25 protein-coding genes are annotated in these 24,800 nt (G+C 57.5%); 9 read left to right on the top strand and 16 right to left on the bottom strand.

The genetic code is table 11. The features are described 5' to 3' along the window. The first annotated feature begins 1 nt into the window (after window position 1). The 3 genes from AC061P_RS06510 to glpK all read left to right on the top strand — a co-directional run bounded on the left by AC061P_RS06510 (window position 2) and on the right by glpK (window position 2,478). Window positions 2-436, top strand: coding sequence for a pyridoxamine 5'-phosphate oxidase family protein (locus tag AC061P_RS06510; protein ID WP_449646598.1), 435 nt, complete (start codon window positions 2-4; stop codon window positions 434-436). A gap of 126 nt (window positions 437-562) precedes the next feature. Then, the gene (locus AC061P_RS06505; protein ID WP_480392111.1) at window positions 563-934 is read left to right on the top strand and encodes a YchJ family protein; all 372 of its coding nucleotides are present in this window, start codon (window positions 563-565) and stop codon (window positions 932-934) included. A gap of 35 nt (window positions 935-969) precedes the next feature. Further along, entirely contained in the window at window positions 970-2,478 is a 1,509-nt protein-coding gene (glpK, locus tag AC061P_RS06500) for a glycerol kinase GlpK (protein ID WP_480392110.1), read from the top strand. A gap of 6 nt (window positions 2,479-2,484) precedes the next feature. Here the strand turns inward: glpK and trpD are convergent, their stop codons facing one another. Then, window positions 2,485-3,540: an anthranilate phosphoribosyltransferase gene (gene trpD / locus AC061P_RS06495; RefSeq protein ID WP_449646595.1), complete on the bottom strand. Its 1,056-nt coding sequence runs from the start codon at window positions 3,538-3,540 to the stop codon at window positions 2,485-2,487. Between the two features lie 77 nt (window positions 3,541-3,617). On the opposite strand from trpD, the gene ctaE reads away from it, so the two are divergent. From ctaE to qcrB, 4 genes are read left to right on the top strand one after another with little or no spacing between them, the layout of a single operon-like run. Then, complete coding sequence (ctaE, locus tag AC061P_RS06490) at window positions 3,618-4,253, top strand: aa3-type cytochrome oxidase subunit III (protein WP_480392109.1); 636 nt, start codon at window positions 3,618-3,620, stop codon at window positions 4,251-4,253. A 17-nt stretch (window positions 4,254-4,270) separates the two neighbouring features. Next, the gene (gene qcrC / locus AC061P_RS06485) at window positions 4,271-5,083 is read left to right on the top strand and encodes a cytochrome bc1 complex diheme cytochrome c subunit (RefSeq protein WP_449646593.1); all 813 of its coding nucleotides are present in this window, start codon (window positions 4,271-4,273) and stop codon (window positions 5,081-5,083) included. A 39-nt stretch (window positions 5,084-5,122) separates the two neighbouring features. Continuing rightward, window positions 5,123-6,199: a cytochrome bc1 complex Rieske iron-sulfur subunit gene (gene qcrA, locus AC061P_RS06480; RefSeq protein WP_449646592.1), complete on the top strand. Its 1,077-nt coding sequence runs from the start codon at window positions 5,123-5,125 to the stop codon at window positions 6,197-6,199. Continuing rightward, complete coding sequence (gene qcrB / locus AC061P_RS06475) at window positions 6,196-7,812, top strand: cytochrome bc1 complex cytochrome b subunit (protein WP_449646591.1); 1,617 nt, start codon at window positions 6,196-6,198, stop codon at window positions 7,810-7,812. The genes qcrA and qcrB overlap by 4 nt, the downstream gene beginning before the upstream one ends. 419 nt (window positions 7,813-8,231) lie before the next feature. On the opposite strand, the gene AC061P_RS06470 is transcribed toward qcrB, so the two are convergent. From AC061P_RS06470 to AC061P_RS06445, 6 genes are all read right to left on the bottom strand, one after another. After that, a complete protein-coding gene (locus tag AC061P_RS06470) occupies window positions 8,232-8,693 on the bottom strand; it encodes a GNAT family N-acetyltransferase (protein WP_449646590.1) in 462 nt (153 codons plus the stop codon). Next, entirely contained in the window at window positions 8,662-9,084 is a 423-nt protein-coding gene (locus AC061P_RS06465) for a cytochrome c oxidase subunit 4 (RefSeq protein ID WP_480392108.1), read from the bottom strand. The genes AC061P_RS06470 and AC061P_RS06465 overlap by 32 nt, the downstream gene beginning before the upstream one ends. A gap of 3 nt (window positions 9,085-9,087) precedes the next feature. Continuing rightward, a complete protein-coding gene (gene ctaD / locus AC061P_RS06460; RefSeq protein WP_449646588.1) occupies window positions 9,088-10,767 on the bottom strand; it encodes an aa3-type cytochrome oxidase subunit I in 1,680 nt (559 codons plus the stop codon). A 5-nt stretch (window positions 10,768-10,772) separates the two neighbouring features. Beyond that, the gene (gene ctaC, locus AC061P_RS06455) at window positions 10,773-11,630 is read right to left on the bottom strand and encodes an aa3-type cytochrome oxidase subunit II (RefSeq protein WP_480392107.1); all 858 of its coding nucleotides are present in this window, start codon (window positions 11,628-11,630) and stop codon (window positions 10,773-10,775) included. A 137-nt stretch (window positions 11,631-11,767) separates the two neighbouring features. Next, window positions 11,768-12,124 (bottom strand): HesB/IscA family protein, encoded by a 357-nt coding sequence (locus AC061P_RS06450; RefSeq protein ID WP_009772096.1) that lies wholly within the window; start codon window positions 12,122-12,124, stop codon window positions 11,768-11,770. Between the two features lie 9 nt (window positions 12,125-12,133). Continuing rightward, window positions 12,134-13,552, bottom strand: coding sequence for a dipeptidase (locus tag AC061P_RS06445; RefSeq protein ID WP_449646586.1), 1,419 nt, complete (start codon window positions 13,550-13,552; stop codon window positions 12,134-12,136). A 38-nt stretch (window positions 13,553-13,590) separates the two neighbouring features. Between AC061P_RS06445 and AC061P_RS06440 the strand changes: the two genes are divergently transcribed. Continuing rightward, window positions 13,591-14,169: a DUF3043 domain-containing protein gene (locus AC061P_RS06440; protein ID WP_449646585.1), complete on the top strand. Its 579-nt coding sequence runs from the start codon at window positions 13,591-13,593 to the stop codon at window positions 14,167-14,169. 45 nt (window positions 14,170-14,214) lie between these two features. Here AC061P_RS06440 and AC061P_RS06435 read toward each other — a convergent pair whose 3' ends face one another. Genes AC061P_RS06435 through hisD form a run of 3 tightly spaced genes read right to left on the bottom strand, consistent with a single transcriptional unit; the run spans window position 14,215 to window position 17,093 of the window. Continuing rightward, on the bottom strand, window positions 14,215-15,249 hold the full coding sequence (locus AC061P_RS06435; protein ID WP_480392106.1) for a quinone-dependent dihydroorotate dehydrogenase: 1,035 nt from the start codon (window positions 15,247-15,249) through the stop codon (window positions 14,215-14,217). A gap of 51 nt (window positions 15,250-15,300) precedes the next feature. Continuing rightward, the gene (nrdR, locus tag AC061P_RS06430; protein WP_449646583.1) at window positions 15,301-15,759 is read right to left on the bottom strand and encodes a transcriptional regulator NrdR; all 459 of its coding nucleotides are present in this window, start codon (window positions 15,757-15,759) and stop codon (window positions 15,301-15,303) included. 20 nt (window positions 15,760-15,779) lie between these two features. Beyond that, entirely contained in the window at window positions 15,780-17,093 is a 1,314-nt protein-coding gene (hisD, locus tag AC061P_RS06425; protein WP_449646582.1) for a histidinol dehydrogenase, read from the bottom strand. A 67-nt stretch (window positions 17,094-17,160) separates the two neighbouring features. Here hisD and AC061P_RS06420 point away from each other — a divergent pair, with 67 nt between their 5' ends. Then, on the top strand, window positions 17,161-17,664 hold the full coding sequence (locus AC061P_RS06420) for a flavin reductase family protein (protein WP_449646581.1): 504 nt from the start codon (window positions 17,161-17,163) through the stop codon (window positions 17,662-17,664). 44 nt (window positions 17,665-17,708) lie between these two features. Here AC061P_RS06420 and dnaE read toward each other — a convergent pair whose 3' ends face one another. From dnaE to AC061P_RS06390, 6 genes are all read right to left on the bottom strand, one after another. Next, the gene (dnaE, locus tag AC061P_RS06415) at window positions 17,709-21,227 is read right to left on the bottom strand and encodes a DNA polymerase III subunit alpha (RefSeq protein WP_480392105.1); all 3,519 of its coding nucleotides are present in this window, start codon (window positions 21,225-21,227) and stop codon (window positions 17,709-17,711) included. Between the two features lie 67 nt (window positions 21,228-21,294). Then, window positions 21,295-22,215, bottom strand: a complete 921-nt coding sequence (locus AC061P_RS06410) for an RluA family pseudouridine synthase (RefSeq protein WP_480392104.1) — start codon at window positions 22,213-22,215, stop codon at window positions 21,295-21,297. A 142-nt stretch (window positions 22,216-22,357) separates the two neighbouring features. Continuing rightward, window positions 22,358-23,149: a DivIVA domain-containing protein gene (locus tag AC061P_RS06405; protein ID WP_480392103.1), complete on the bottom strand. Its 792-nt coding sequence runs from the start codon at window positions 23,147-23,149 to the stop codon at window positions 22,358-22,360. A gap of 126 nt (window positions 23,150-23,275) precedes the next feature. Continuing rightward, complete coding sequence (locus tag AC061P_RS06400; protein WP_449646577.1) at window positions 23,276-23,569, bottom strand: YggT family protein; 294 nt, start codon at window positions 23,567-23,569, stop codon at window positions 23,276-23,278. Between the two features lie 44 nt (window positions 23,570-23,613). Next, window positions 23,614-24,075 carry a cell division protein SepF gene (locus tag AC061P_RS06395; protein ID WP_449646576.1) on the bottom strand — a complete coding sequence of 154 codons (462 nt, stop codon included), beginning with the start codon at window positions 24,073-24,075 and terminating at the stop codon, window positions 23,614-23,616. 36 nt (window positions 24,076-24,111) lie between these two features. After that, window positions 24,112-24,798, bottom strand: coding sequence for a YggS family pyridoxal phosphate-dependent enzyme (locus AC061P_RS06390; RefSeq protein WP_449646575.1), 687 nt, complete (start codon window positions 24,796-24,798; stop codon window positions 24,112-24,114). Window positions 24,799-24,800: the final 2 nt, after the last annotated feature.

The raw sequence follows: 24,800 nt of genomic DNA, 5'->3' as shown, positions 1-24,800 counted from the left end.
CATGAGTGAAGCAGGCTGGTCGCCGCAAGGACCTGTAGTCGAGCTTTCCGATCAGGCAAGCCTCGGTCTGCTCGCCAGTAAAAGCTTCGGGCATCTTGCCCTCAGCAATGAGGGGCGCCCAGATATCTTCCCGGTCAACTATTACTGCGACAAAAAAACAATCCTGTTCCGCACCGCATCGGGTTCGAAGCTTCACGAGCTCACCGAGAACATTCACGTTGCCTTCGAAGTCGACCAAACGACTCCGAATGACGTGTGGAGTGTTGTTGTTCGAGGATTAGCAACAGTGCTCGATGACGCGTCGCAGGTGACAGCTCAGGCTCTCAAGACGCTGCCGGATTGGGTTCCAGTGGAGTCCTTCGTCTATATCCTGATCGAGCCAGAATCTATCCGCGGTCGCCTCTTTGAAGGCCGCCTGCCCATTGGACACAGTTAGTGTCAATAGAGTTGTTTTGTGGGTCGGCGGGAATCTGTTCCGGCCGACCCGCCAACTGTTCATTTTGGTCCGAGTGGCACTGCCACACGAGACGCGCACCGAACCGCGACTCGTTAGGCTTGACCAATGAACGCGTGCCCCTGCCAGTCGGCAGAAACCTACGAGGACTGCTGCGCTCGGTTCCACCGCGGCGACGCACTGGCTCCGACCGCTGAACGGCTTATGCGTTCGCGCTACAGTGCCTATGTCCTTGGCGAGACCGAATACTTGTTGAAGTCGTGGCATCCGTCTACTCGGCCGACGAGTCTTGAGGTCGATCCAGATGTGCGCTGGTACCGTCTGGATATTGTTGCCCGCACAGGTGGCAGCATGTTTGATGCTCGTGGCACTGTGGAATTTCGCGCGCACTACCGCAGCGACGGTGTTGCCGATCAACAACATGAGAACAGTATGTTCGTGCGGGAGAACGGCGCCTGGCTCTACGTCAACGCGGTCTAAGCATGCAACGCTCAACGAAAGGCTGAGGAGAACCGGTGAACTACATACTCTCAATTGACCAGGGAACCACGAGCACCCGGGCGATCATCTTCGATCACGATGGCACGCCGGTCACCTCTGGTCAGCTCGAACACAAACAGATCTTTCCGAAAGCTGGATGGGTCGAGCACGACCCCATCGAGATTTGGAACAATACTCGCGAAGTCATCGGCCAAGCACTTTCCAAAGCAAATGTGACCCGCCACAGCATCGCAGCCGTAGGCATCACCAATCAGCGGGAAACCGCCATCATCTGGGACCGTGCAACCGGCAAGCCCGTCTACAACGCAATCGTCTGGCAAGATACCCGCACGCAAACCATCATCGACCGCATCGCTGCTGGCGATACCGACAGGTTCAAGAAACTCACCGGGCTGCCTCTCGCAACCTACTTTTCGGCATCCAAAATTGTGTGGATGCTCGACAACGTCGATGGAGTACGCGAGCGTGCCGAGGCCGGCGAGCTCGCTTTCGGAACCCCAGACACGTGGGTGCTGTGGAATCTCACCGGAGGCCCAGACGGTGGGGTTCACGCCACGGATGTTACGAACGCCAGCCGAACGTTACTCATGGACCTCGAAACTCTCTCGTGGAGCGCCGAAATACTTGCAGAACTCAACATTCCCGCATCACTGATGCCCGATATTCGTAGTTCTTCCGAGGTTTACGGCACCGTTTCAACTTCTAGCCTGCTGCGCGAAGTGCCCGTCGCGGGAATACTCGGCGACCAGCAAGCTGCCACGTTCGGACAGGCCGCTTTTGACGCTGGCGAGTCCAAAAACACCTACGGCACCGGAAACTTTCTCCTCACCAACACCGGAACTGACATCGTGCACTCCGCGAACGGACTCATCACGACCCTGGCCTATCAACTCGGGGATGAGTCCCCTCGCTACGCCATTGAGGGCTCGATAGCAGTGACAGGGTCACTCGTTCAATGGTTGCGTGACAATCTCGGAATCATCGCTCGTTCAGAAGACGTCGAAGCGCTCGCGGCATCCGTCGACGACAACGGTGGTGTCTACTTTGTTCCCGCGTTTTCGGGCCTCTTTGCCCCACATTGGCGACCGGATGCTCGCGGTGCGATCCTCGGGCTCACGCGCTTCGCCAACAAGGGCCATATTGCGCGTGCAGCACTGGAGGCCACCGCGTTCCAGACCAGTGACGTCGTCGATGCGGCAAACTCGGATGCCGAAGTCGCAATGACTGAGCTTCGGGTTGACGGCGGGATGGTCGCAAATTCTGCTCTCATGCAGTTTCAGGCGGACATCCTCAACATGCCCGTCATACGGCCAGTGGTGGCAGAAACTACGGCACTGGGTGCGGCCTATGCTGCCGGACTAGCGGTCGAATATTGGAGCGGGCTCGACGAGTTACGTGACAAGTGGAGCGAGGGTGAACGTTGGGAACCGCAGATGGCGGATGACGAGCGCCAGCGTCTCTTGCGCAATTGGAAGAAAGCAATCTCCAAGACCCTCGATTGGGTCGACGAAGACACCGACTAGCTCCCCTTAGCGGTTGGTCGCCGCGACCCATTCGTCGAGTTTCGCACTCGCTCGCCCAGAGTCCACGAGATCTTCTGCGCGGTCGAATTGCTCTTTCAACCGTGCAAGAAGGGGCCGCTGGCTCTGTTCTGGTTCTTGAGCGAGCGTGAATGACGCAAGCCCTGCGGCCGCGTTGAGCAGTACGACATCACGAGCTGGCGACTTCTCCCCCGCCAAGACTGAGCGAATAACGTTCGCATTGTGCTCGGGGCTTTCGCCAAGAAGAGCCTCGATGGGTGCGCGCGGGATGCCGAGCTCAAGCGGATCAAGATCATGTTCGGTCACGAAGCCTCGCGACACTTCCCAGACGTGGCTGTGGCCAGTCGTTGTGAGTTTGTCTATGCCGTCATCCCCGCGGTAGACGAGCGCGGTAGCGCCGCGAGTTTGGAAGACACCGACGAGGAGACTGACGCGTTCGCGGCTTCCGACGCCGACGGCAGACGCTTGCGGGCGGGCGGGATTGCACAGTGGGCCCAAAATGTTAAACAGAGTGGGGATGGCAAGTTCGCGACGTGTCGGTCCGGCGTGGGCAAACCCGGGGTGAAACAGCGCCGCATAAACAAACGTGATCCCCACTTCGCGCAAAACTTCGGCAACCCGTTCTGGGGTGAGGTCAAGGTTCAGGCCCAAAGCACTCAGAACATCGGATGCTCCGCTCTTGCTGCTCGCCGCGCGGTTCCCGTGCTTAATGACGGGGACATCTCCGGCTGCCGCAATGATCGATGCCACCGACGAGATGTTGAGAACCGCTCCATAGGGATCTCCGCCGGTGCCGACAATATCGAGGGCCATGGGGTCGACAGGGAGTGGAAGAGCGCTAGCGAGGGCGGCATCCCGGAATCCTACGATCTCATCGACAGTCTCGCCTTTGATCCGGAGGGCAATCAGCATCGCGGCCAACTGTGCCGAAGTAGCTTCGCCGTTCATCACAGACTTCATTGCCCACTCGGCTTGGCTGATCGATAAATCGTTTCCCGAGACGAGAGAACTAAGGATTTCGGGCCAAGTTGGGGTAGATGCCATAAAGGAAATCCTACCGATGCTGTGCGACTGGCCGCGGATTGAAAAACGAACCCTGAGATATCAGCCATAATAGGTAGGTGACCACAGCTGCCCTCAATCGCTCGCTCGGAGCCCAGTCTGTCCAACGACCGAACACTGTTGCGGTCGGTACCATCGTCTGGCTCGGAAGCGAGGTGATGTTCTTCGCTGGCCTCTTCGCCATTTACTTCACTTTGAAGTCCACTTCGCCTGGATTGTGGGCGGAACAGGCTGAGAAGCTCAACGTACCGTTTGCCACCACGATCACGATCGTTCTTGTGCTTTCGTCGGTGACCTGCCAGTTTGGCGTGTTTGCTGCGGAGCGCATGCAACTGCACCGCACCGGCAAGCTCTTCGATGTGCGCAAGTGGGGCATGACTGAGTGGTTCTTCCTCACGTACGCCATGGGCGCTGTGTTCGTCACCGGTCAGGTCTTCGAATACGCAACGCTCGTCTCTGAGCACGTCAGCTTGTCAAGCGACTCCTACGGCTCGGCCTTCTACATCACCACCGGATTCCACGGGCTCCACGTAACTGGCGGCCTCATCGCCTTCCTGCTCGTTCTTGGGCGCGGATTCGCAGTAAAGACCTTCGGCCACAAAGAAGCAACGACCGCGATCGTTGTTTCGTACTACTGGCACTTCGTCGACGTAGTCTGGATCGGCCTCTTCCTCATCATCTACGTGCTCAAATGAGAAACGGAAATAAAGTAATGGCCACATCGGCAGTCCGAGCGTCTCGCAGGTCACGACCTGCTGGTCGACGTCACCCTCTTGCGACCGTAGCGCTGCTCCTCGTCGCTCTCGTCGGAACTGGTGGCGCTTACGCGCTCTTCACTTCGAGCGCGACTGCAGAGACCAGTGCCTCGGCTGAATCGCTGGTCGAAGAAGGCGGAAAGCTATTCGCAGCAAACTGCGCAACGTGCCACGGGCTTGACCTTGAAGGCACTACTCAGGGGCCCACCCTGATTGGGGTTGGCGCTGCAGCCACTGACTTCCAGGTGGGAACCGGCCGTATGCCGCTCGCCGTTACCGGTCCTCAGGCGGAGAAGAAGCCTGTCCAGTTCACCGAAGAGCAAATTCTCGCGTTGTCAGTGTTCGTAGCATCGCAGGGCCCCGGCCCCGCCATCCCCGCCGACATGTACCTCACAGGCGAAGGCTACGACGTTTCCAACGGTGCCGAACTGTTCCGCATCAACTGCGCGATGTGCCACAACGTTGCTGGTGCCGGTGGAGCACTCACCGAGGGCAAGTTTGCCCCGTCCCTAGCTGGTGTAACACCGAAGCACGCCTACGAAGCAATGCTCACCGGCCCGCAAAACATGCCCGTGTTCAACGACACCAACCTCTCCCCTGAGGAAAAAGCAGACATCATCACGTACCTGAAGTACCTCGATGAGACTCCTTCGGTTGGCGGCTTCACGCTCGGTTCACTCGGCCCTGTTTCCGAGGGTCTGTTCATTTGGATCTTTGGCCTTGGCGCGATCGTGGCAATCACGGTCTGGCTCACGGCTAAGTCAAACTAGTTAGCGACCGCTTCACAGCGGACGGTTGAAGGGATAAGAATGGCAGACGACCACGGCGATACCGCCGGCAGCATGGCTGCGGGTAAGGACGTCGCGCAGCACAGCGCTACTGCACACGATGCAGGCACCGCTGTCGTCGCAACCGACGAAGTACCCAACCCGGGGTTCCCTCCGTACCGCCCGCGGGTGACGGATCTTGACCCCAAGGTTGACAAGCAGCAAGAGCGTCGAGTCTCAGCGCTATTTTTCCTTTCCATCATTGGTAGCGTTCTCGCTGTAGCGGCGTACATTGCGTTCCCTATCGAGCCCGGCAATATGGACTCGGTTCGCAACAACACGATGTTCCTCGGACTCGGAATAACTCTCGGACTCCTTGGCATCGGCGTCGGTGCCGTTCACTGGGCCAAAGCGCTCATGGAGGGGCACGACCTCGTTGAGCAGCGTCACAGCACTCGAGGTAGCGAAGAAACTCGCGCCAAGGCCGTCGAAGTCTTCACCCTGGGCAACAAGGAATCAGGCTTCGGCCGTCGCACCTTGCTGCGCAACACCCTCATCGGCGCTCTTGTCGTTACGCCGCTGCCTGCAATCGCGCTGTTCCGTGACCTGGCACCCGCGGATGATCCGGTGAAGCTCCTCAAGCACACCTTCTGGGAAGAGGGAATGCGGCTAACGCGCGACCCCAGTGGCACCCCGATCAAGGCTTCCGACCTCACGATTGGTTCAGCGTTTCAGGTCATCCCTGAGGGAATTAACGACTCTGAACACCGCATTGAGGAAAAAGCAAAAGCCGCCGTACTACTGGTGCGCCTCAAGCCAGAAGATCTCGAAGTCTCCGAGGGTCGCGAAGACTGGAACTACGACGGAATCGTCGCTTACTCCAAGATTTGCACCCATGTCGGATGCCCGGTCGCGCTCTATGAGCAGCAGACCCACCATTTGCTATGCCCCTGCCACCAGTCGCAGTTCGACATCAAGCGCGAAGCAGCAGTTATCTTCGGGCCAGCAAAACGTCCACTTCCGCAATTGCCGATCACGGTCGACTCCGAGGGCTACCTCATCGCACAGAGCGACTTCCGTGAACCCATCGGACCAAGCTTCTGGGAGCGCAAGCTATGACAACCACACCCACCCAGGACGCACAGTCAAAGTCGCGCGGACAGCGCTTCACTTCAGCTGCCGCGAACTACATTGATGAACGCACGAGCATCTCGGGCCTCGTCAAAGAGGTCGGTCGCAAGATCTTCCCCGACCACTGGTCGTTCATGCTCGGCGAGGTCGCTCTCTACAGCTTCATCGTCATTCTGCTCTCAGGCACATTCCTGACGTTCTTCTTCGAAGCGTCCATGGTTGAAGTTCACTACGAGGGTTCCTACGCACCGCTCAAGGGAATCCAGATGTCTGCCGCGATGGCATCGACTCTCGATATTTCATTCGATATCCGCGGTGGACTGCTCATGCGCCAGGTGCACCACTGGGCAGCGCTGCTGTTCGTGGCTGCTATCGGACTGCACATGCTCCGGGTGTACTTCACCGGCGCGTTCCGCAAGCCGCGTGAGATTAACTGGTTCATTGGCTTCGTGCTCTTCATCCTCGCGATGGCTGAGGGCTTCACCGGCTACTCGCTCCCCGACGATCTACTCTCCGGCAACGGACTTCGCATCATTGATGGAATGGTGAAGGGAATCCCGGTTATTGGTACCTGGATTTCGTATCTGCTCTTCGGTGGGGAATTCCCCGGTGTAGATATCGTGAGCCGCCTGTACATCCTGCACATCATGCTGCTGCCGGCGATCATTATTGCTGCCCTCGGCGTCCACATGCTGTTGCTCGTGATCAACAAGCACACGCAGTTTGCTGGTCCGGGCCGCACCAACGACAACGTCGTCGGTTCGCCCGTAATGCCCGGTTTCGCGGCGAAAGCCGGTGGATTCTTCTTCATCGTCTTCGGTGTCATCACCTTGATCGCGTCGACGTTCTCGATCAACCCGGTGTGGGTCTATGGACCCTACGACCCCTCCCCCGTCTCTGCCGGTACTCAACCCGACTGGTACATCGGATTCGCCGACGGCGCCCTCCGGCTTATTCCACCAGGGTGGGAGACTGAGTGGTTCGGATTCACGTGGTCGTTCAACATCATTGTGCCGCTCGTCGCCCTCGGACTGTTCATCGCTGTCGTGGCCTTCTACCCCTTCATCGAGGCTTGGGTTACCGGCGACAAGCGCGAGCACCACATCGCTGACCGTCCGCGCAACGCTCCTACCCGCACTGCGATTGGTGCAGCAGGAGTCACGTTCTACGCCGTCCTGTGGGCTGCGGCCAGCTCGGACTTGATAGCAACGCACTTCAAGCTCTCGATCGAGGGCGTTATCCACTCATGTCAGGCTCTGCTCATCTTCGGACCGATCATCGCTTACTTCCTCACGAAGCGAGTTTGCCTTGGTCTGCAGAAGAAGGACCGCGAAATCGCGCTCCACGGCTACGAGTCAGGTCGAATCGTGCGCCTTCCGCACGGTGAATACATTGAGGTCCACGAGCAACTCGACGAGTACGAACGTTGGAAGCTTGTTAACTTCACCGACTACAAGCCGCTGACGATCCGCCCCAATGCTGACGGCAAAATCACTGGTGGCCAGCGCCTCCGTGCCTCAGTTTCGCGGTGGTTCTTCGAAGACCGAATCGCTCCCGTATCTCAGGGTGAGATCGAACAGTCGAAGGACGCGCACCACTAAGCGTTCCTCACACGAACGGTTGTGGGCCTTGTCGGATACTCTCCGTCAAGGCCCACAGTCGTTTAACGCGGCGGTGTAAAACAAGACGGCAAGTGCGGTATTCCACGGTGCCGTTATGAGTCATAGTCAAAGCCACCGTGCTCTGCTGCGCTCTGTGATGCAGCGTGGCGCGTGGTACCGGGGTTCGGTTACTCGGTCGGTCCAGCCCATTCACGAGGTTCGCTCCCCCGACGTTGTGCAGCGCCAGAGCAAATTTGGCCGTGGAGGCTAGCTAGGTCACAGCCGCTACTCGGTCTCTCATTGCGTCCTCGGAGCTGCCTAAACGCCAGTGAAGAGGCGGAGCGCTGCACGGGACGCTTACTTAGAACCACCAAAATAACTACGGGTGGCGAAGCTTTCCCTAGAGGGCAAAAAGCGTTCTAGTCGAAGACTCGCTTGAGGAAGTCAGCGGTCGAGCGGTAGCCGATGCGTTCAAAGAAGTCTGCGGATCCACGGCTCGGAACTGTGAGCTGACGTACTCCGCGTTCCAGGCACACTGCCTCTACAGCTTCAACGAGACGCGTGCCGATGCCGGAACTTTGGACGGTCCCATCGACAACAAGTTCTTGCAGCTGCGCTGAGCTGCCGTTGGTGTGGAGAAGGTGCGCGATAGTTGCGAAGGCATACCCCACGACGCCGACCTCGGGGTGTTCAGCGACAAGCATGAGTGTCGTTGCACCATCGTCGACCGCGTGCGAGAAGCTCGCATCAAATGCGGCACGGTCCGGAGCGTACTCAGTACCTAGCTGCTTCAGTAACTCAAATACTGAGCCCGCATCGGCAGCGGTTGCAGAACGTATCTGCACTGTCTTAGCGTGCGAAGTATCCGCGGTAGTACTCATACGTCCACCCTACGAGGCTTACGATGAGAATTCCGCCACCAATGAACGAGATCCACGCTCCGATTGCGACGCCCAAGAAGACGAGCGAGACGGATGCCGCGAGAACGATTGGCCACCAGCTCCAGGGGCTGAAGTGCCCTTGCTCGGCATCGCCGTCTTCGATGTTGGCATCGAGGCGGTCTTCTGCGAGCTCCCCACCCTGTGCATCATGCACCTTACCTAGGTAGAAGGCTATTAGCGCCCACAGCAGGCCACTGAGGAGCAGTGAGATGGTTCCCACCCATTCAACGCGCTGATGAGCCTGGTCGATGAGCGACCAACCGGTGTACAGCGCGGCCAGGACGAAGAAGAATACGGTGAGAATCCAATAAAGCTTGACGTTAGCCCTCATGAGCTATTTCACCTTCTCATCTGCAAGATCATAAACCGGCGCTTCGGGGGCATCTTTGCCTGGGCCAATGCCCACGGGGATACCAGCTTCAGGGTGGTTCAAGTCGAATGCCGGGGATTCGGAACGAATTCGTGGGATCGACGTGAAGTTGTGCCGTGGTGGCGGGCAGCTTGTCGCCCACTCGAGCGAACGTCCGTAGCCCCACGGGTCATCGACGGTCACGCGCGGCGCCTTGCGAGCGGTGATGTAGACGTTATAGAGGAACGGGATCATCGACACGGCAAGAATGAACGCGCCGATAGTGGAGACCTGGTTCATCCATGTCACGCCATCCTCTTCGAGGTAGGTGCGGTAACGACGCGGCAGGGCGACAACGCCGGCCCAGTGCTGAATGAGGAAGGTCGTGTGGAAGCCGATGAAAAGCAACCAGAAGTGAATCTTTCCGAGACGCTCGTTGAGCATTTTGCCGGTCCACTTGGGCCACCAGAAGTAGAATCCGCTAAACATCGCGAAGACCACAGTTCCGAACACAACGTAGTGGAAGTGTGCAACCACGAAGTAGGTGTCAGAAACGTGGAAGTCGAGCGGGGGGCTAGCAAGAATGACGCCCGTAAGCCCACCGAATGTGAAGGTAACGAGGAACCCGATCGCCCACAACATGGGCGTCTCAAACGTAATTGAGCCTCGCCACATTGTGCCGATCCAGTTGAATATCTTCACGCCAGTCGGCACCGCAATGAGCATGGTCATGAGCGAGAAGAACGGAAGCAATACCGAGCCAGTCACGTACATGTGGTGCGCCCAGACAGTAACCGAGAGCGCAGCAATCGAGATTGTCGCGTAGATCAGGGTCGAATAGCCGAAGATCGGCTTACGGCTGAAGACAGGGAACACCTCGGAGACGATTCCGAAGAACGGAAGCGCGATGATGTAGACCTCAGGGTGGCCGAAGAACCAGAACAGGTGCTGCCACAGAATGACGCCACCGTTCGCGGGGTCATAAATATGTGCGCCGACAACTCGATCCGCTCCGAGACCGAAGAGAGCCGCTGCCAACACAGGGAACGCCATGAGGATGAGCAACGACGTCACAAGGGTGTTCCAGGTGAAAATCGGCATACGGAACATCGTCATGCCAGGAGCACGCATCGTAATGATGGTGGTGATGAAGTTGACCGCACCAAGAATGGTTCCGAAACCGCTCATCGCAAGTCCGAAGACCCACAGGTTGCCACCAATACCAGGAGAGAAGGTCGTGCTTGAGAGCGGAGCGTAAGCGAACCAGCCGAATGATGCCGCACCTTGAGGGGTGAGGAAACCTGCGACGGCGATTAGCGAACCAAAGCTATAGAGCCAGTATGCGAATGCGTTCAGGCGAGGGAATGCTACGTCAGGAGCACCGATCTGAAGCGGCATGATCACGTTTGCGAAGCCGGCGAAAAGCGGCGTCGCGAACATCAAGAGCATGATCGTGCCGTGCATCGTGAAGAGTTGGTTGTACTGCTCACCAGTAGCAACGACTGACAATCCTGGCTCGAAGAGCTGAGCTCGGATGACAAGCGCCATCACGCCGCCAAGAAGGAAGTAGAAGAAAGAGGTGATCAGGTACATGTACCCAATGGTTTTGTGGTCAGTCGAGGTGACCCAGTTCACCAAGACATTGCCCTTATGTTCGACGCTCATGAGCCCTATTCCTCGTCGCTGCTGCCGTTGCCGGGCAAGTTTTGGTTCACGTTGTAATCAAGACCGAGCTGACCTTCATAGCCCGCTTCGCGCTGGCCTTCGATGTAGTCCTTGTACTCGGCGTCAGAGACGACCTTGACGGTGAAGAGCATGAGCGAGTGATATTCGCCACAGAGCTCAGCACATTTGCCCTGATACGTACCTTCCTTAGTCGGAATGAAGTACATGTAGTTGCTCTTGCCGGGGATCATGTCCTTCTTGTACAAGAAGTCGACGACCCAGAATGAGTGAATCACGTCGCGCGATTCAATCTTAATTTCAACCTTTTTATCGACAGGCAAGACCAACTGTGGCAATGAATCCACGTTGATTGTTCCATCGGGATTGAAGTCTGCTTGTACACCGGGGCTGTACACGTTGTCGTCGGTGTAGTTGAAGTCCCAAGCCCAACGCTTGCCGATTACCTCAATCGAAACATCGGGGTTTACCTCGACCTTTTCGATCTCAGCTTGATCGCGAGCGGTGAAGGCAAAGAAGCCGATAACCAGGATCAGGGGCACGATCGTGTAGAAGATCTCGATCGGCATGTTGTAGCGCAGCTGGACAGGAAGTCCGGTCTGTCCGCGACGACGGCGGTAAACCACGGCTGCCCAAATAATGAGCCCCCAGGTAATTACACCGACAACGAGAAGAACAATCCACGAAGTTACCCACAGGCCGATAATGCTGCTCGTGTGGTTGGTGACATCTGGGCCTCCGGGCAAATAACCCTGAAGTTGATCTGGGGTACAACCGGCCAAGACCAGCATCGTAACCAGAGCGATGGGAATCGCTGCCCATCGAATTCGGCGGTTAGAGCGCACCTGTGACCTCTCGAAGAACACGGACTAATACCTTTCCAGTGTATACGGAGCCAGACCCAGTAATGATTACCGGCTCGCCCCGCGCAAGCGAAAAGGTGCACCAAATCGGCGCACCTTCTCAAAAAAATACTGCGAAATTAGTGGAAACTGTCTCCGCAAGCGCAGCTGCCCTCTGCGTTGGGGTTGTCAATAGTGAAACCCTGCTTCTGAATTGTGTCTTCAAAGTCGATGCTGGCACCGTCGAGGTAGGGGACGCTCATCTTGTCAACGACAACCTCTACGCCGTCTCCGAAGTCAACGCTCACGTCGCCGTCGAGAATGCGCTCGTCAAAGTAGAGCTGATAGATGAGTCCAGAGCATCCGCCTGGCTGAACGGCCAAACGCAAACGCAGGTCGTCGCGACCTTCTTGCGACATCAGGCTACGAACCTTGTCGGTGGCGGCCTCGGTCAGCGCGACCCCATGGGCAGCAGTTTCAACAGCGGTTTCAGTCATGACGTAATTCTACGCCCGGCGTTCCAACTTTGCGAGCAGAAGCGCCTCGGTGAGGATCGCGCGTGTGAAAACACCCAAGTGCAGCGACTCATTCGGACTGTGCGCCCTCGATTCCGGATCTTCTACGCCAGTCACCAAGATTTGAGCCTCGGGAAACACCTCTACGAGGTCGGAAATAAAGGGAATTGACCCGCCTATGCCTGTCTGGAGGGGCTCATTGCCCCACGCCTCATGCATCGCGGCCGTTACGACGTCGACGGCCCAACCACTGGTGTCGACCAAAAATGGGCTTCCGCGATCGACATCAGAAATTTCCACGTGTGCGCCGAAAGGAGCGTGTGACTCGAGGTGGCTGCGTAGTGCGACGAACGCGTCATCCGGATCTTGCCCCGGCGCGATTCGCGCGCTCAGCTTGACGGTGACACTCGGAGTCAACGTGTTGGATGCATTCATGACCGTCGGAGCATCGATGCCAGTGATGGTGATCGACGGCTTGTTCCAGAGCCGACCGAGCACGCTTCCAGACCCCAATGATGAAACACCGTCGAGCAACCCTGCTTCATGTCGCAGTTTCTCTTCGCTATATTCCGGCGTCTCTCCGTCGCGAGTGATCAAGCCTTCCACGGCGACCGAACCATCTTCATCGTGCAGGGTCGCAAGCAGTTTGATCGTTGCGAGCATCGCATCCGGTGCCGCTCCCCCAAACATTCCAGAGTGCGACGCATGAGCAAGCGTTGACACCGTCAATTTGAACGTGACGTTTCCGCGCAAGCCAACGGTGAGAGACGGGGTGTTGATATCCCAGTTGTCGGAGTCAGCCACCACGATGACATCGGCGGCAAGCTTGTCGCGGTTCTGGGTGATGAAATTCGCAAAAGAGCGTGAGCCGAATTCTTCTTCGCCCTCAAAGAACACAACCAAGCCGAGCTCGAAGTCAGTTCCTACCGTCTCGACAAAAGCGCGTATTGCCGCAACGTGGGCCATAATTCCGGCTTTGTCATCGGCGGCGCCGCGGCCGTATAAACGATCCCCGCGCACAGTCGGCTCGAATGGGGGCGAATCCCAATCCGCATCCTGGCCGGGGGGCTGCACGTCGTGGTGCGCATATAAAAGAATTGTGGGCTTTCCATTTTTGGCCTTGCGGGTGGCGAGAAGCGCCGGGTGACCGAGAGTGTTTTCATCGATCGGCGCGCGCGCGAGTTCAACGCTGTCGAAGACACCGATACCGTCAATCAAGGCTTGTGCGGCCTCGGCACTGCGCTGAACTTGCGCAGAATCGAAACCGTCCCAGGACACGGAAGGAATTCGCACCAACGATGACAGCTCAGCGATCGTTGCTGGCATAGCGGCGTTAACAGCCTCAGACAGTGAATCGAATTGCGGGTCAGGAGTCATCGACGGAGTCGTCGGCTGCGGCGTGTGAGTCATACGAGTAATCTTAGATCGACACCAACGCAAGGAACCCAGTGGTAAAAGCATCTTCTTCCGAAAGCAACCCAACTCCCGAGACTCCGGCTGACCACGAAAGTGTCGCCGGAAAGGGACGCCCGACCCCCACGCGCAAAGAGCGAGAAGCGGCCAATCTGCGCCCGCTCGTCTCCGATGACCGCAAGGAAGCACGCCGCCAGGCGCGCTCGCAATTGCAGGCAGAGCGCGAACGTGCGCGTGTCGGCATGGCAAATGGTGAAGAAAAGTACCTGCCAATTCGAGACCGCGGACCTCAGAAGCGGTTCGTACGCGACTATGTTGACGCACGCTTTAGCGTTGGTGAGTTGCTGGTTCCCGCGATGTTCGTGGTCATCATCTTGACCCTCTTGCCTCAGCCGGAAGTTCAAGTTTTCGGACTATTCGCGCTGTGGGGATTCTTCATCGTGGCTGCGCTCGACGCGATCCTTCTCGGACTCCGCCTGCGCCGTAAAATCGCCGAGAAGTTCGGCGAATCGCGCGCGGAAAAAGTTCGCTGGTACGCCGCGATGCGCTCACTTCAATTGCGGATCATGCGACTGCCCAAGCCGCAGGTCAAGCGCGGACAGTTCCCGAGCTAACTGTCGAGACCATCGAGCAGGACGTCCGACACTTGTGGTCTGGCGTCACTTGGCGCGATCAGCGCGCAAGAGCGTTGTGAGCCGTCGATTGATTGTTCGCGCCCAGAACGGGCCGCGATAGATAAATCCGGTATAACCCTGAACAAGAGTTGCGCCCTCTCGCAGCCGCTCAGCGACATCCTCAGCGGTCTCAACGCCACCGACGGAGATCACACAGAACTCGGCAGGAACCACGGCGCGAATGATCCGCAACAGTTCAAGTGACCGTGCAGCGACAGGTTTACCTGACACTCCCCCAGCGCCAGCGGCCTCAACGATGTCTGGCGCTGTAGTCAGCCCCTCGCGGGAGAGCGTCGTGTTCGTCGCGATAATGCCGTCAAGCTCCTCAACCGCTAATCGCGCAATTGCTGCAGCTTCGTCATCCGTTACGTCTGGAGCAATCTTGACCAGCACCGGGGTGCGGCCGGCGGCAGACTTTACAGCGGTCAGCAACGGCTTCAGTTTGTCGATTTCTTGCAGGCCGCGGAGCCCTGGAGTGTTTGGCGAACTCACGTTGACGACCAAATAGTCGGCAAGTGGTGCCAATGAGCGCGCACTCGTGAGGTAGTCAGATACAGCGTCCTCGACGGCGACTACTCGCGATTTTCCAATGTTTATGCCGATCACCGGTCGGCCTTCTCGCTGGCGTGCGCGATCAATAACACGAGCTGCCTTAGCGGCCCCAGCATTGTTGAACCCCATGCGGTTAATCACACCGCGGTCCGCGACCAGACGAAAGAGTCGGGGTTTAGGGTTTCCTGGTTGAGGCAGAGCCGTGATCGTGCCGACCTCGACATGACTAAAGCCGAGCTGGCCCAAACCAGAGATGCCAACGCCCGACTTATCGAAGCCCGCAGCGACACCGAAGGGTGAATCAAATGTGAGCCCGAGTGTCTCTACTCGGAGAATTGGATCTGGGATGCGATGAAACAGGCGTCCGATCCCCGTAGCGGAAAGCAGCCGAATCACCGTAAAGGCGAGAGCATGGGCGAACTCAGGGTCGAGCCGTTTGAGAACGGTCCGGAAAAAGAACTCATACATAGACAGTGGTGCTCTCAGCGATAGAAGACAGTGGTCAACAACGGGGCCAAGCTAGGGTGTGGTGCCGTGGTCCAGACGCAGTTGGTTGATGGCATCATCAAAGTCGTCAAGCGAATCGAAAGCTTGGTAGACACTGGCGAAACGTAAATAGGCAACCTCATCGAGGTCTCGCAGCGGCGAAAGAATGGCTAGGCCGATTTCGTTGGCATCGATTTGGGCGGCACCGGTTGCACGAATGGACTCTTCGACCTTCTGCGCAAGAACAGCAAGGTCACCGTCAGTAACCGGTCTACCTTGGCAAGCTTTACGCACACCACTGACGATCTTTTCGCGGCTGAACGACTCGACTACACCGTTTCGCTTGATGACGTTGAGCGATGCGGTTTCGGTTGTCGAAAATCGTCGCCCGCACTCGGGGCACTGTCGACGTCGGCGAATCGAGAGGCCGTCATCGCTGGTGCGAGAATCGACAACCCTGCTATCGGGATGCCTACAAAAAGGGCAATACATAGTGTGTCAAGCGTACCTGTTTAGTGATCCGAGAAACGTGCACTCACAGCGGCACCGTGCGCCGGAAGGTCCTCTGCCGTGCTCAAAGCAACAATGTGCGGCTCGAGAGCACGCAGCGCATCATGGCTATAGCGAATAACCTGTTGCGGGCGCAGGAACGTGTAGGCGCCGAGACCCGACGAGAACCGCGACTGTCCACCGGTAGGGAGCACGTGATTCGATCCCGCCAGATAGTCTCCCAGGCTCACCGGAGACTGTGCACCCAAGAAAATGGCACCGGCGTTATCGATCATGTCGAGAACGGCGCCAGACTCTTCAGTCTGAATTTCTAAATGCTCGGGGCCATAGGCATTGCTGAGCGCAGCGGCAGAGGCCATGTCATTCACCAGAACAATCGCGGACTGCTGGCCATCGAGGGCGATACCGGCGCGCACCGAATGCGACGTTGCGGCTAGCTGCTTCGAGAGCTCGATACGTACAGCATCCGCAAGTTCTTCTGAATCGGTCACCAGAACCGCAGCGGCGAGTTCATCGTGCTCCGCTTGGCTCAATAAGTCAGCCGCGACAAGACGCGGGTTTGCTTCCGAATCAGCAATGATCAAAATTTCGGTCGGACCGGCCTCAGAGTCGATGCCGACGATGCCCCGAACCGCACGCTTTGCTGCAGCTACATAGACATTTCCTGGCCCGGTAATAATGTCTACGGGATCGAGCCCCAAATCCGGGATTCCGTAAGCGAAAGCGCCAATGGCTCCCGCGCCGCCCATTGCGTAAACTTCGTCGACGCCGAGCAAGCCTGCGGCGCCCAGGATGGTTGGATGAACCGCTCCTCCGAAAAGCCGCTGTGGAGGCGACGCCAAGGCAACGGAAGAAACACCGGCCACCTGTGCTGGCACAACATTCATGATGACGCTCGATGGGTAGACCGCTTTACCGCCAGGCACATAAAGCCCGACGCGATTTACGGGTTGCCAGCGCTGAACGATTTCAGCGCCATCCCCCAGCTCGGTCATGATTGCAGGCGGAATTTGAGCCTTGCTTGCAGTGCGAACTCGGTCAATGGCAAGTTCAAGAGCTTCACGCACGGCGGGCTCAAGCGCGCGCATCGCTCGCGTAATCTCATCCGCGTGAATTCGAATACGGTCGGGCCGCACACGATCGAGGCGTTCGGCTTGGTCAAGTAGAGCTTGCTCGCCCCGCTCCCGAACATCGTCAATGAGTTGGACAGCTGCTGCGGAGGCAACAGAAACATCCATCTGAGCACGAGGGATGACACGGGCAAGTTCGGCGCGGCTCAGAGTGGCGGCGCGAAGATCGATTGTATTCAGCGACATGGCCTCCCCATGTTAGTTCGTTCTGTGCTCGGAATTCTTTGAGGCAGATTAGGCTTGGTAAGAAGACATGGATAATTCAGCAGCAGCAGACGGAATCGACGCTTTCAAGAGCGCGTTTAGGCGCCACGCCGCAGGCGTAGCGGTGGTCACCTCAGTCGCCCCCGATGGTCACCCGGTGGGATTCACGGCGACTTCTCTCGCGTCGCTGGCGGCTGTTCCCCCGCTTGCGACATTCAATATGGCGCAGGTATCAAGTTCGTGGCCGGCCATAACGGTGGGAAACCTGGTGGCTATTCATATGCTTGGCCCACGAAGTCGCCATCTTGCCGAGCGTATGGCTGCCGACCATGACCTCCGATTTGAGGGAGATCATTGGCACGCAGATCCCAACGGATTGCCTCTTCTCGATGGTGCAACAGCGATTGCCATTGGTCGCATCGTTGATGTGCATCCAGTGCACAACAACGCAATCGTCGTTGTCGAAATCGATCACGGCATTTTGGGCGACGAAGACGAAGCCTTGTTGTACCACGAGCGCACCTACATGCGCCCCCACGCCCTCGACGACTAGAGCGGTAACTGCCGCCTAACTGCGAGAGGCCATCCGTCGCTCCCCTAGCCCAAGCAGCCAGGGCCGAGGAGCGTCTTGAGCTCACCGTAAAGATCGGCAGAGACCTTCACCCGGTAGGGCACTTCAAAGATTCGCCCAACATCGCCGCGAACCAGTCGCAATCGCACTTCGACATCGCCGGCGTGACGAATGAGTACATCGCCGAGTCCGGCGACCACATCGGTGGTTGCACGCTGTTCATTGATCGACACGACGATGGGTCCAGATCCCAAGCTGGGTCCGAGCTCCGGCGAGAACATACTCACCGCGTGCAAATTCATTCCATCGTCTCGGGCACTGGCGCGCCCCCGGACGACAACAATGGAGTCGTTGACGAGACCTGGTGCAAACTCCTGATAGGTCTTGCCCAAGAACATAACGCTGATTTCGCCACCAAAGTCTTCGACAGTGACAATCCCGTACTGGTTTCCGCTATTGCGCGCTACACGGTGCTGCACGCTAGTGACCAGTCCTGCGATCGAGACGTGCTCGCCGTCGGCAACCACGTCACCCGAGAGGACCTCTGTGATGGTGGCATCTTGGTGCTTCGCAAGCTGCAGCTCAAGGCCAGAGAGCGGATGATCGGAAACGTAGAGACCCAACATCTCGCGCTCGAAAGCCAACTTGTCTCGCTTCGACCACTCTGGTCGCTCGGGCACACCATCGTCTTCCTCATTGAAGTCAAAGATTCCGCCGAAAAGATCGACTTGACCGTTGGCTTCGTTCCGCTTGAGGCTCACGGCTGAATCGCACGCGTCTTCATGAATTTCGAGGAGTCCACGACGGGTTGCTCCGAGAGAGTCAAATGCACCCGATTTGATCAGAGATTCGACGGTGCGCTTGTTAGCGACCTGAATGGAAACCTTGCGCAAATAGTCATGGAATGACTCGAAACGGCCCTTTTCGGTGCGTGCGCGAACAATCTGTTCCACTACTGCGGCACCGACGTTTCGCACAGCACCGAGACCGAAACGGATGTCTCCGGCAACGGCAGTGAAGTTCACCGTCGACTCATTCACATCCGGAGCGAGAACCTTAATTCCCATGCGACGACATTCACTCAGATACATCCCGAGTTTGTCTTTCGAGTCGCCAACGCTCGTGAGCAACGCCGCCATGTACTCCGCAGGATAATTTGCTTTGAGATAGGCGGTCCAATAGCTGAGCACGCCATAGCCGGCACTGTGCGCCTTGTTGAAGGCGTAGTCGGCGAACGGCATGAGCGTTTCCCAGAGCACCTTGACGGCCTCTTTGCTGAAACCGTTCTCGAGCATGCCAGATTCGAACCCGATGAACTGTTTGTCGAGTTCCTCTTTCTTCTTCTTGCCCATCGCGCGACGCAAAACGTCGGCTTGGCCAAGCGTGAAGCCAGCAACCTTTTGAGCAACCGACATCACTTGCTCTTGGTAAACGATCAACCCGAAAGTGGTGCCAAGGATTTCTTTTAGCGGCTCTTCGAGTTCGGGGTGGATCGCATCAATCTCTTCCAAGCCGTTCTTGCGCAACGCGTACTTGGTGTGAGAGTTCATGCCCATGGGGCCCGGCCGATACAAAGCGATAACAGCCGAAATATCTTCGAAGTTCGTAGGTTTGAGCTGCTTGAGGAGCGCACGCATTGGTCCGCCATCCAACTGGAACACGCCCAGTGTGTCGCCGCGCGCAAGCAAGTCGTAGGTCTTCTGGTCGGCATCCAGATCAAGATCTTCGATAACGAGCGGCGAACCGGTATTTGCCCGGATCATCGTGAGCGCGTCTTCGATAACCGTGAGGTTTCGCAGTCCGAGGAAGTCCATCTTGATGAGCCCGAGGCTCTCCAAGGGCGGCTGATCGAACTGGGTGATGATTGCGCCATCGTCTTCACGGCGCATGATGGGAAGCACATCGAGCAAGGGCTCGGCCGAGAGCACGACTCCGGCAGCGTGCACGCCCCACTGGCGTTTCAGTCCCTCGAGTCCGACGGCGGTTTCGAACACTTTTGCTGCTTCGGCGTCAGTATCGACGATTCCGCGGATATCTGCGGCCTCTTTGTACCTTGCCGCATCTTTATTGCGCACGTCATGAAGCGAGATGTCCTTGCCCATGATCGCTGGCGGCATCGCCTTGGTGAGCTTTTCGCCGACCGAATACGGCATGCCGAGCACGCGCGCAGAGTCCTTCAGCGCTTGCTTAGCCTTAATCGTGCCGTAGGTGACGATTTGGGCGACTCGATCGTCACCATATTTGTCGGTGACATAGCGGATAACTTCACCACGTCGCCGATCATCGAAGTCGACGTCCACGTCGGGCATCGATACACGTTCTGGGTTCAAGAACCGCTCGAAGATGAGCCCGTGTGCGAGTGGATCTAACTCGGTAATTCCGACGGCATACGATGCCATAGACCCAGCAGCCGATCCACGACCGGGGCCTACTCGAATGCCCTGAGCTTTCGCCCATTCGATGAAGTCGGCGACCACGAGAAAGTAACCGGGGAAGCCCATCTGCTGAATAACATCAACTTCGTACTTAGCCTGAGCCAGGTGCGCATCAGATGGCGCATTATTGAAGCGCTTATTCATTCCCTTGGCGACTTCTTTTTCGAACCAGGTCGCTTCGGTCTCCCCCTCGGGAACCGGGAACCGTGGCATGAGATCGCGACCCTCAAAGCTGACTTCGCAACGCTCGGCGATCAGAAGAGTGTTGTCGCACGCCTCGGGATGCTCACGAAAGAGTGAACGCATTTCCGCTGCCGATTTGAGATAGAACTCGTTGGAATCAAACTTGAATCGGTTGGGGTCATCGAGAGTGGATGCTGACTGCACGCACAGCAGCGCCGCGTGCGCGGTGGCATCGTGCGCGTGCGTGTAGTGCAGGTCGTTGGTGGCGAGAAGCGGCATGTCGAGCTCTTTGGCGAGCTTGATGAGATCGAGTATCGTTCGACGCTCGATATCGATTCCGTGATCCATGATTTCGGCGAAGAAGTTTTCTTTGCCGAAGATGTCTTGGAATTCCGCAGCAGCTTGCCGTGCCTCGTCATAGAGACCAAGGCGGAGCTTGGTCTGCACTTCTCCACCGACGCAACCGGTGGTCGCGATGATGCCCTTGGAGTACTGACTGAGTAGCTCACGATCCATGCGGGGTTTGAAGTAAAAACCCTCGATCGACGCCTTCGAGGACATGCGGAAGAGGTTGTGCATCCCCTCGTTGTTTTGAGAAAGCAACGTCATGTGGGTATACGCACCGCTACCACCGACGTCATCCCGAGTCTGGTGGCTACCGCCCCAACGCACTCGAGTTTTGTCGCCGCGAGCCGTTCCTGGCGTTATGTAGGCCTCGGTACCGATGATCGGCTTGATGCCGCGGGCAGTCGCCGACTGCCAGAAATCGTAGGCACCAAACATGTTGCCATGATCGGTGATCGCAATCGCCGGCATGCCCTGTTCAACAGCAGCATCAAGGAGGGGGCCCACGCGCGCAGCACCATCGAGCATCGAATACTCGCTGTGAACGTGCAAGTGCACAAACGAGTCGTTATTAGCAGCCACAGACACTCCGAATTCTTTCGAAATCCAGCCTAAGCCAGCACCCCAAACAGACTCTAACTGACGCGCCCTAGTCGGCCCGAAGCACCTCAAGTGCAGCCTGAAGGTCGGCCGGATATGGCGACTCAAACAAGACTTGTTCACCGGTTGCCGGATGCGCGAAACCTAGTTTGTGGGCATGTAACCATTGGCGGTTAAGGCCGAGTCTCGCCGAGATAGTCGGGTCTGCTCCATACATGCTGTCACCAACACATGGGTGACGCTGAGCCGCCATGTGTACCCGGATCTGATGGGTGCGCCCGGTTTCCAAGTGCACCTCGACTAGCGCCGCCGAGGGAAAAGCTTCAAGAGTTTCATAGTGGGTTATGGAGTCTTTTCCTCCAGCCACAACGGCAAACTTCCAGCTTGACCCCGGATGACGGCCAATCGGAGCATCGATTGTGCCCGATAGAGGGTCAGGATGTCCTTGAACGATGGAGTGATACACCTTGGTCACTTCGCGATCGTGGAACGCGCGCTTCAGTTCGGTGTACGCAAGCTCTGATTTTGCCACAACCATGAGTCCGCTTGTTCCCGCGTCGAGGCGGTGCACGACGCCGGCGCGTTCTGCTGCACCAGAGGTTGAAATCCGGTAGCCAGCGCCGGCAAGCGCTCCGAGTACCGTCACACCGGCCCACCCGACTGACGGGTGGGCCGCGATGCCTGCAGGTTTATCGACGACCACGATGTGATCATCGTCATAGACGATGCTCATCGTGTCGAGAACGACGGGCACGATCTGCGGCTCGGTCTTAGAGACCCACGAGATTTCGATCCAGGCGCCAGCGGAGAGTCGATCCGACTTTCCCACTTCAACACCATCGATCGTTACTCCGCCCGATGCGGCAACTTCTGCAGCAAAGGTACGTGAGAAACCAAGGAGCTTGGCTAGGGCTGCGTCGACGCGCTGCCCCGCAAGACCTTCAGGAACCGGCATACTACGGGTTTCCACTACTGCTCCTTGATTTCTTACTGATCTTTATTTCGGATGCTGCACCGCAGTCAGTTTTTCGACACGAGCGCAAACATAGCAAAAGCCGCCAACAGCGGCGGAGCCGAAGCTCTCACCGACTGTTGACGGCTTGTGCGAAATACTAGCTGCCGGAGAATCCGGTGAAGCTTGCCGGAGGCTGCTGTGCCGACTGGGGCGCATCGAAGTCTTCGGGTGACAGGTGACCTGCTGGCTGGGCAACTGGAGCGGCGTCCTGTTGAGTAGAGTCCTGAGCCGGGGCTCCTGCGGAGACGAGACTTGCAGAATCGAGTTCGTGGAGCTGGTCCTCGATGTAGCTCTTCAACTTCTCGCGGTATTCGCGCTCGAAGTTTTGGAGCGACTCGATACGGCTCTCAATTGCTTGACGCTCCTGATCGAGCGAACCAACGATAGCTTCACGCTCCTTTTCGAGGGAGCCGATCTGCTCACGCTGTTTGGCTTCTGCGTCGGCAACGATTTCCGCAGCGGATGCTTTACCTTCGGCGATGAGAGCATCGCGCTTGGCGATACCGTCACGAACGTGCTCTTCGTGCAAACGACGTGCAAGTTGAAGCAAGTTGTTTGTGCTGCTGGCGTCGTCGAGAGCCGATGTGGCTGGCTCTGGGGCCAACGCAGCAGGTTCTGCAACCGATGGAGCGCTTTCTATCGCTGCGGGTGCAGCGGCAGCAACAGGTGCTGGCACAGCAGGAGCACTGCCCGCCGCCTGCTGAAGCTCACTTGAACGGGACTCGGCAGCGGTCAAACGCTGGCGGAGTTCGTCGTTCTCTTGATTAAGTCGGCGCAACTCAACGACAACTTCGTCGAGAAAATCATCGACGTCGTCTTGGTCGTATCCCTCTCGGAATTTTGTTGATTCAAACCGCTTGTTGACTACGTCTTCTGGAGTCAAAGCCATTGCCGCCACCTCTAAAACTTTCTTTCAACGTATACAGAACGTTCAACGTTCGCGTCACATCGTAATGACGAAACCTGATTAGTTGCCGCATGCTCTCCGATAAGAGTACATCGGCACTTGCTAGATCTAAAAGCCCCGCAAAATGGAGGTCAGAATTATGCACGCCAGCATCACGAGCATCCATGACAGATCGAGCGCTCCATTGCCGATGCGAATCATCGGTACGACTTTGCGAACAGCCTTGATCGGAGGATCAGTAATGGTGAACACAAACTCGGAAAGAACGAGGCCGACTCCGCTTGGACGCCACCCTCGCGCAAACACCACGACGAGATCGAGAATGAACCGAGCCCACATCGCAAGCATAAAAAGATTAATGGCGTAGATAGCCACCGTGGCAACAATAGAAACCGGATTCACCCTTCTAGGTTACCGGTCGAAATTGTTGCTGCTGCGCAGAGTGTCTACTGAGCGAAGAATGAGGCGTCGACGTCTGACTCGACCTCGGCCTGCTCGCCGCTGACTGCAACGTGTGCTGGCGAGAGGAGGAAGACTTTGCTCGTTACTCGCTCGATCTTGCCGTAGAGACCCTGTGAGAGTCCGCTAGCGAAGTCAACCAGGCGGCGGGCATCCGGCTCACTCATTTGCGACAGGTTGATGATGACCGGGATGCCTTCGCGGAAGTTCTCAGCGATGAGCTGTGCATCCTTGTACTGGCGCGGGTGCACCGTCAAAATCTCATTCATCTCTGCCTCCGCAGTGCTGGGCGCAGCGCGACGCAACGGGGTAACCGGCGCGCGGTTAGAGCTCGTTGGGGCTGGTGCTGCTGCAACAGGGGCAACCGGCGCGGCTGGTCCCTGCTCGTACTCGTAGTCTTCATCGGCGAGGCCGAGGTAGACCATTGTCTTGCGCAGTGGGTTGGCCATGATAATCCTCCGAATGGTGAAGCTTCTGCTTCGAGATTAACCATGGTCGGGTCGTTTTCCCGTGATTGCCGTGCCAATACGTAGGTGTGTCGCGCCCTCGGAGATTGCTTCTTCAAAATCGCCTGACATTCCCATCGAGAGCGCTCGAGCGGTTGGGTGCTGAGCCCCCAGGCGCTCCGAGAGTGCCCTCAGGGCGGCGAATGCTGGCCTCGGGTCTGCGTCAAGCGGGGCAACCCCCATGAGGCCTCTCAGCTCGATTCCCGCGGCATTTGCCACGCGATCGACGAAACCATCGAGTTCACTGGGAATCACTCCACCGCGGCCCGGATCGTCAGTGAGATTCACTTGCACGAAGACGTCGAGGGGGACGACCGCATCTTCGCTGGCGAGTGCCGTGATGAGGGAATCGCGATCGACAGAATGAATCGCCTGACAGTAGGCGCGAACTTGACGCGCCTTCTTGCTCTGCAACTGGCCGACGAAGCTCCAGCGTGCGTCAAGGTCAGCGAGCTCGGCCACCTTGGGCTGCGCCTCCTGGTGCCGGCTCTCTCCGAAATCGCGAACCCCAAGTGCATGCAACTCTCGCACCATACTCGCGGGATGAAACTTGGTGATGACGATTCGCGTAATCGACGAGAGATCGCGTGATGCAGCGTGTGCGGCATCCGCGATCCGCTCGTCGATTTCTGCGAGTCGAGTGGCTAACGGTGTTTGGTCAGCCATCG

It is taken from the genome of Rhodoglobus sp. G.S.4 (genome assembly GCF_056619605.1).
This window is presented reverse-complemented; position numbering and strand designations above follow the sequence as displayed.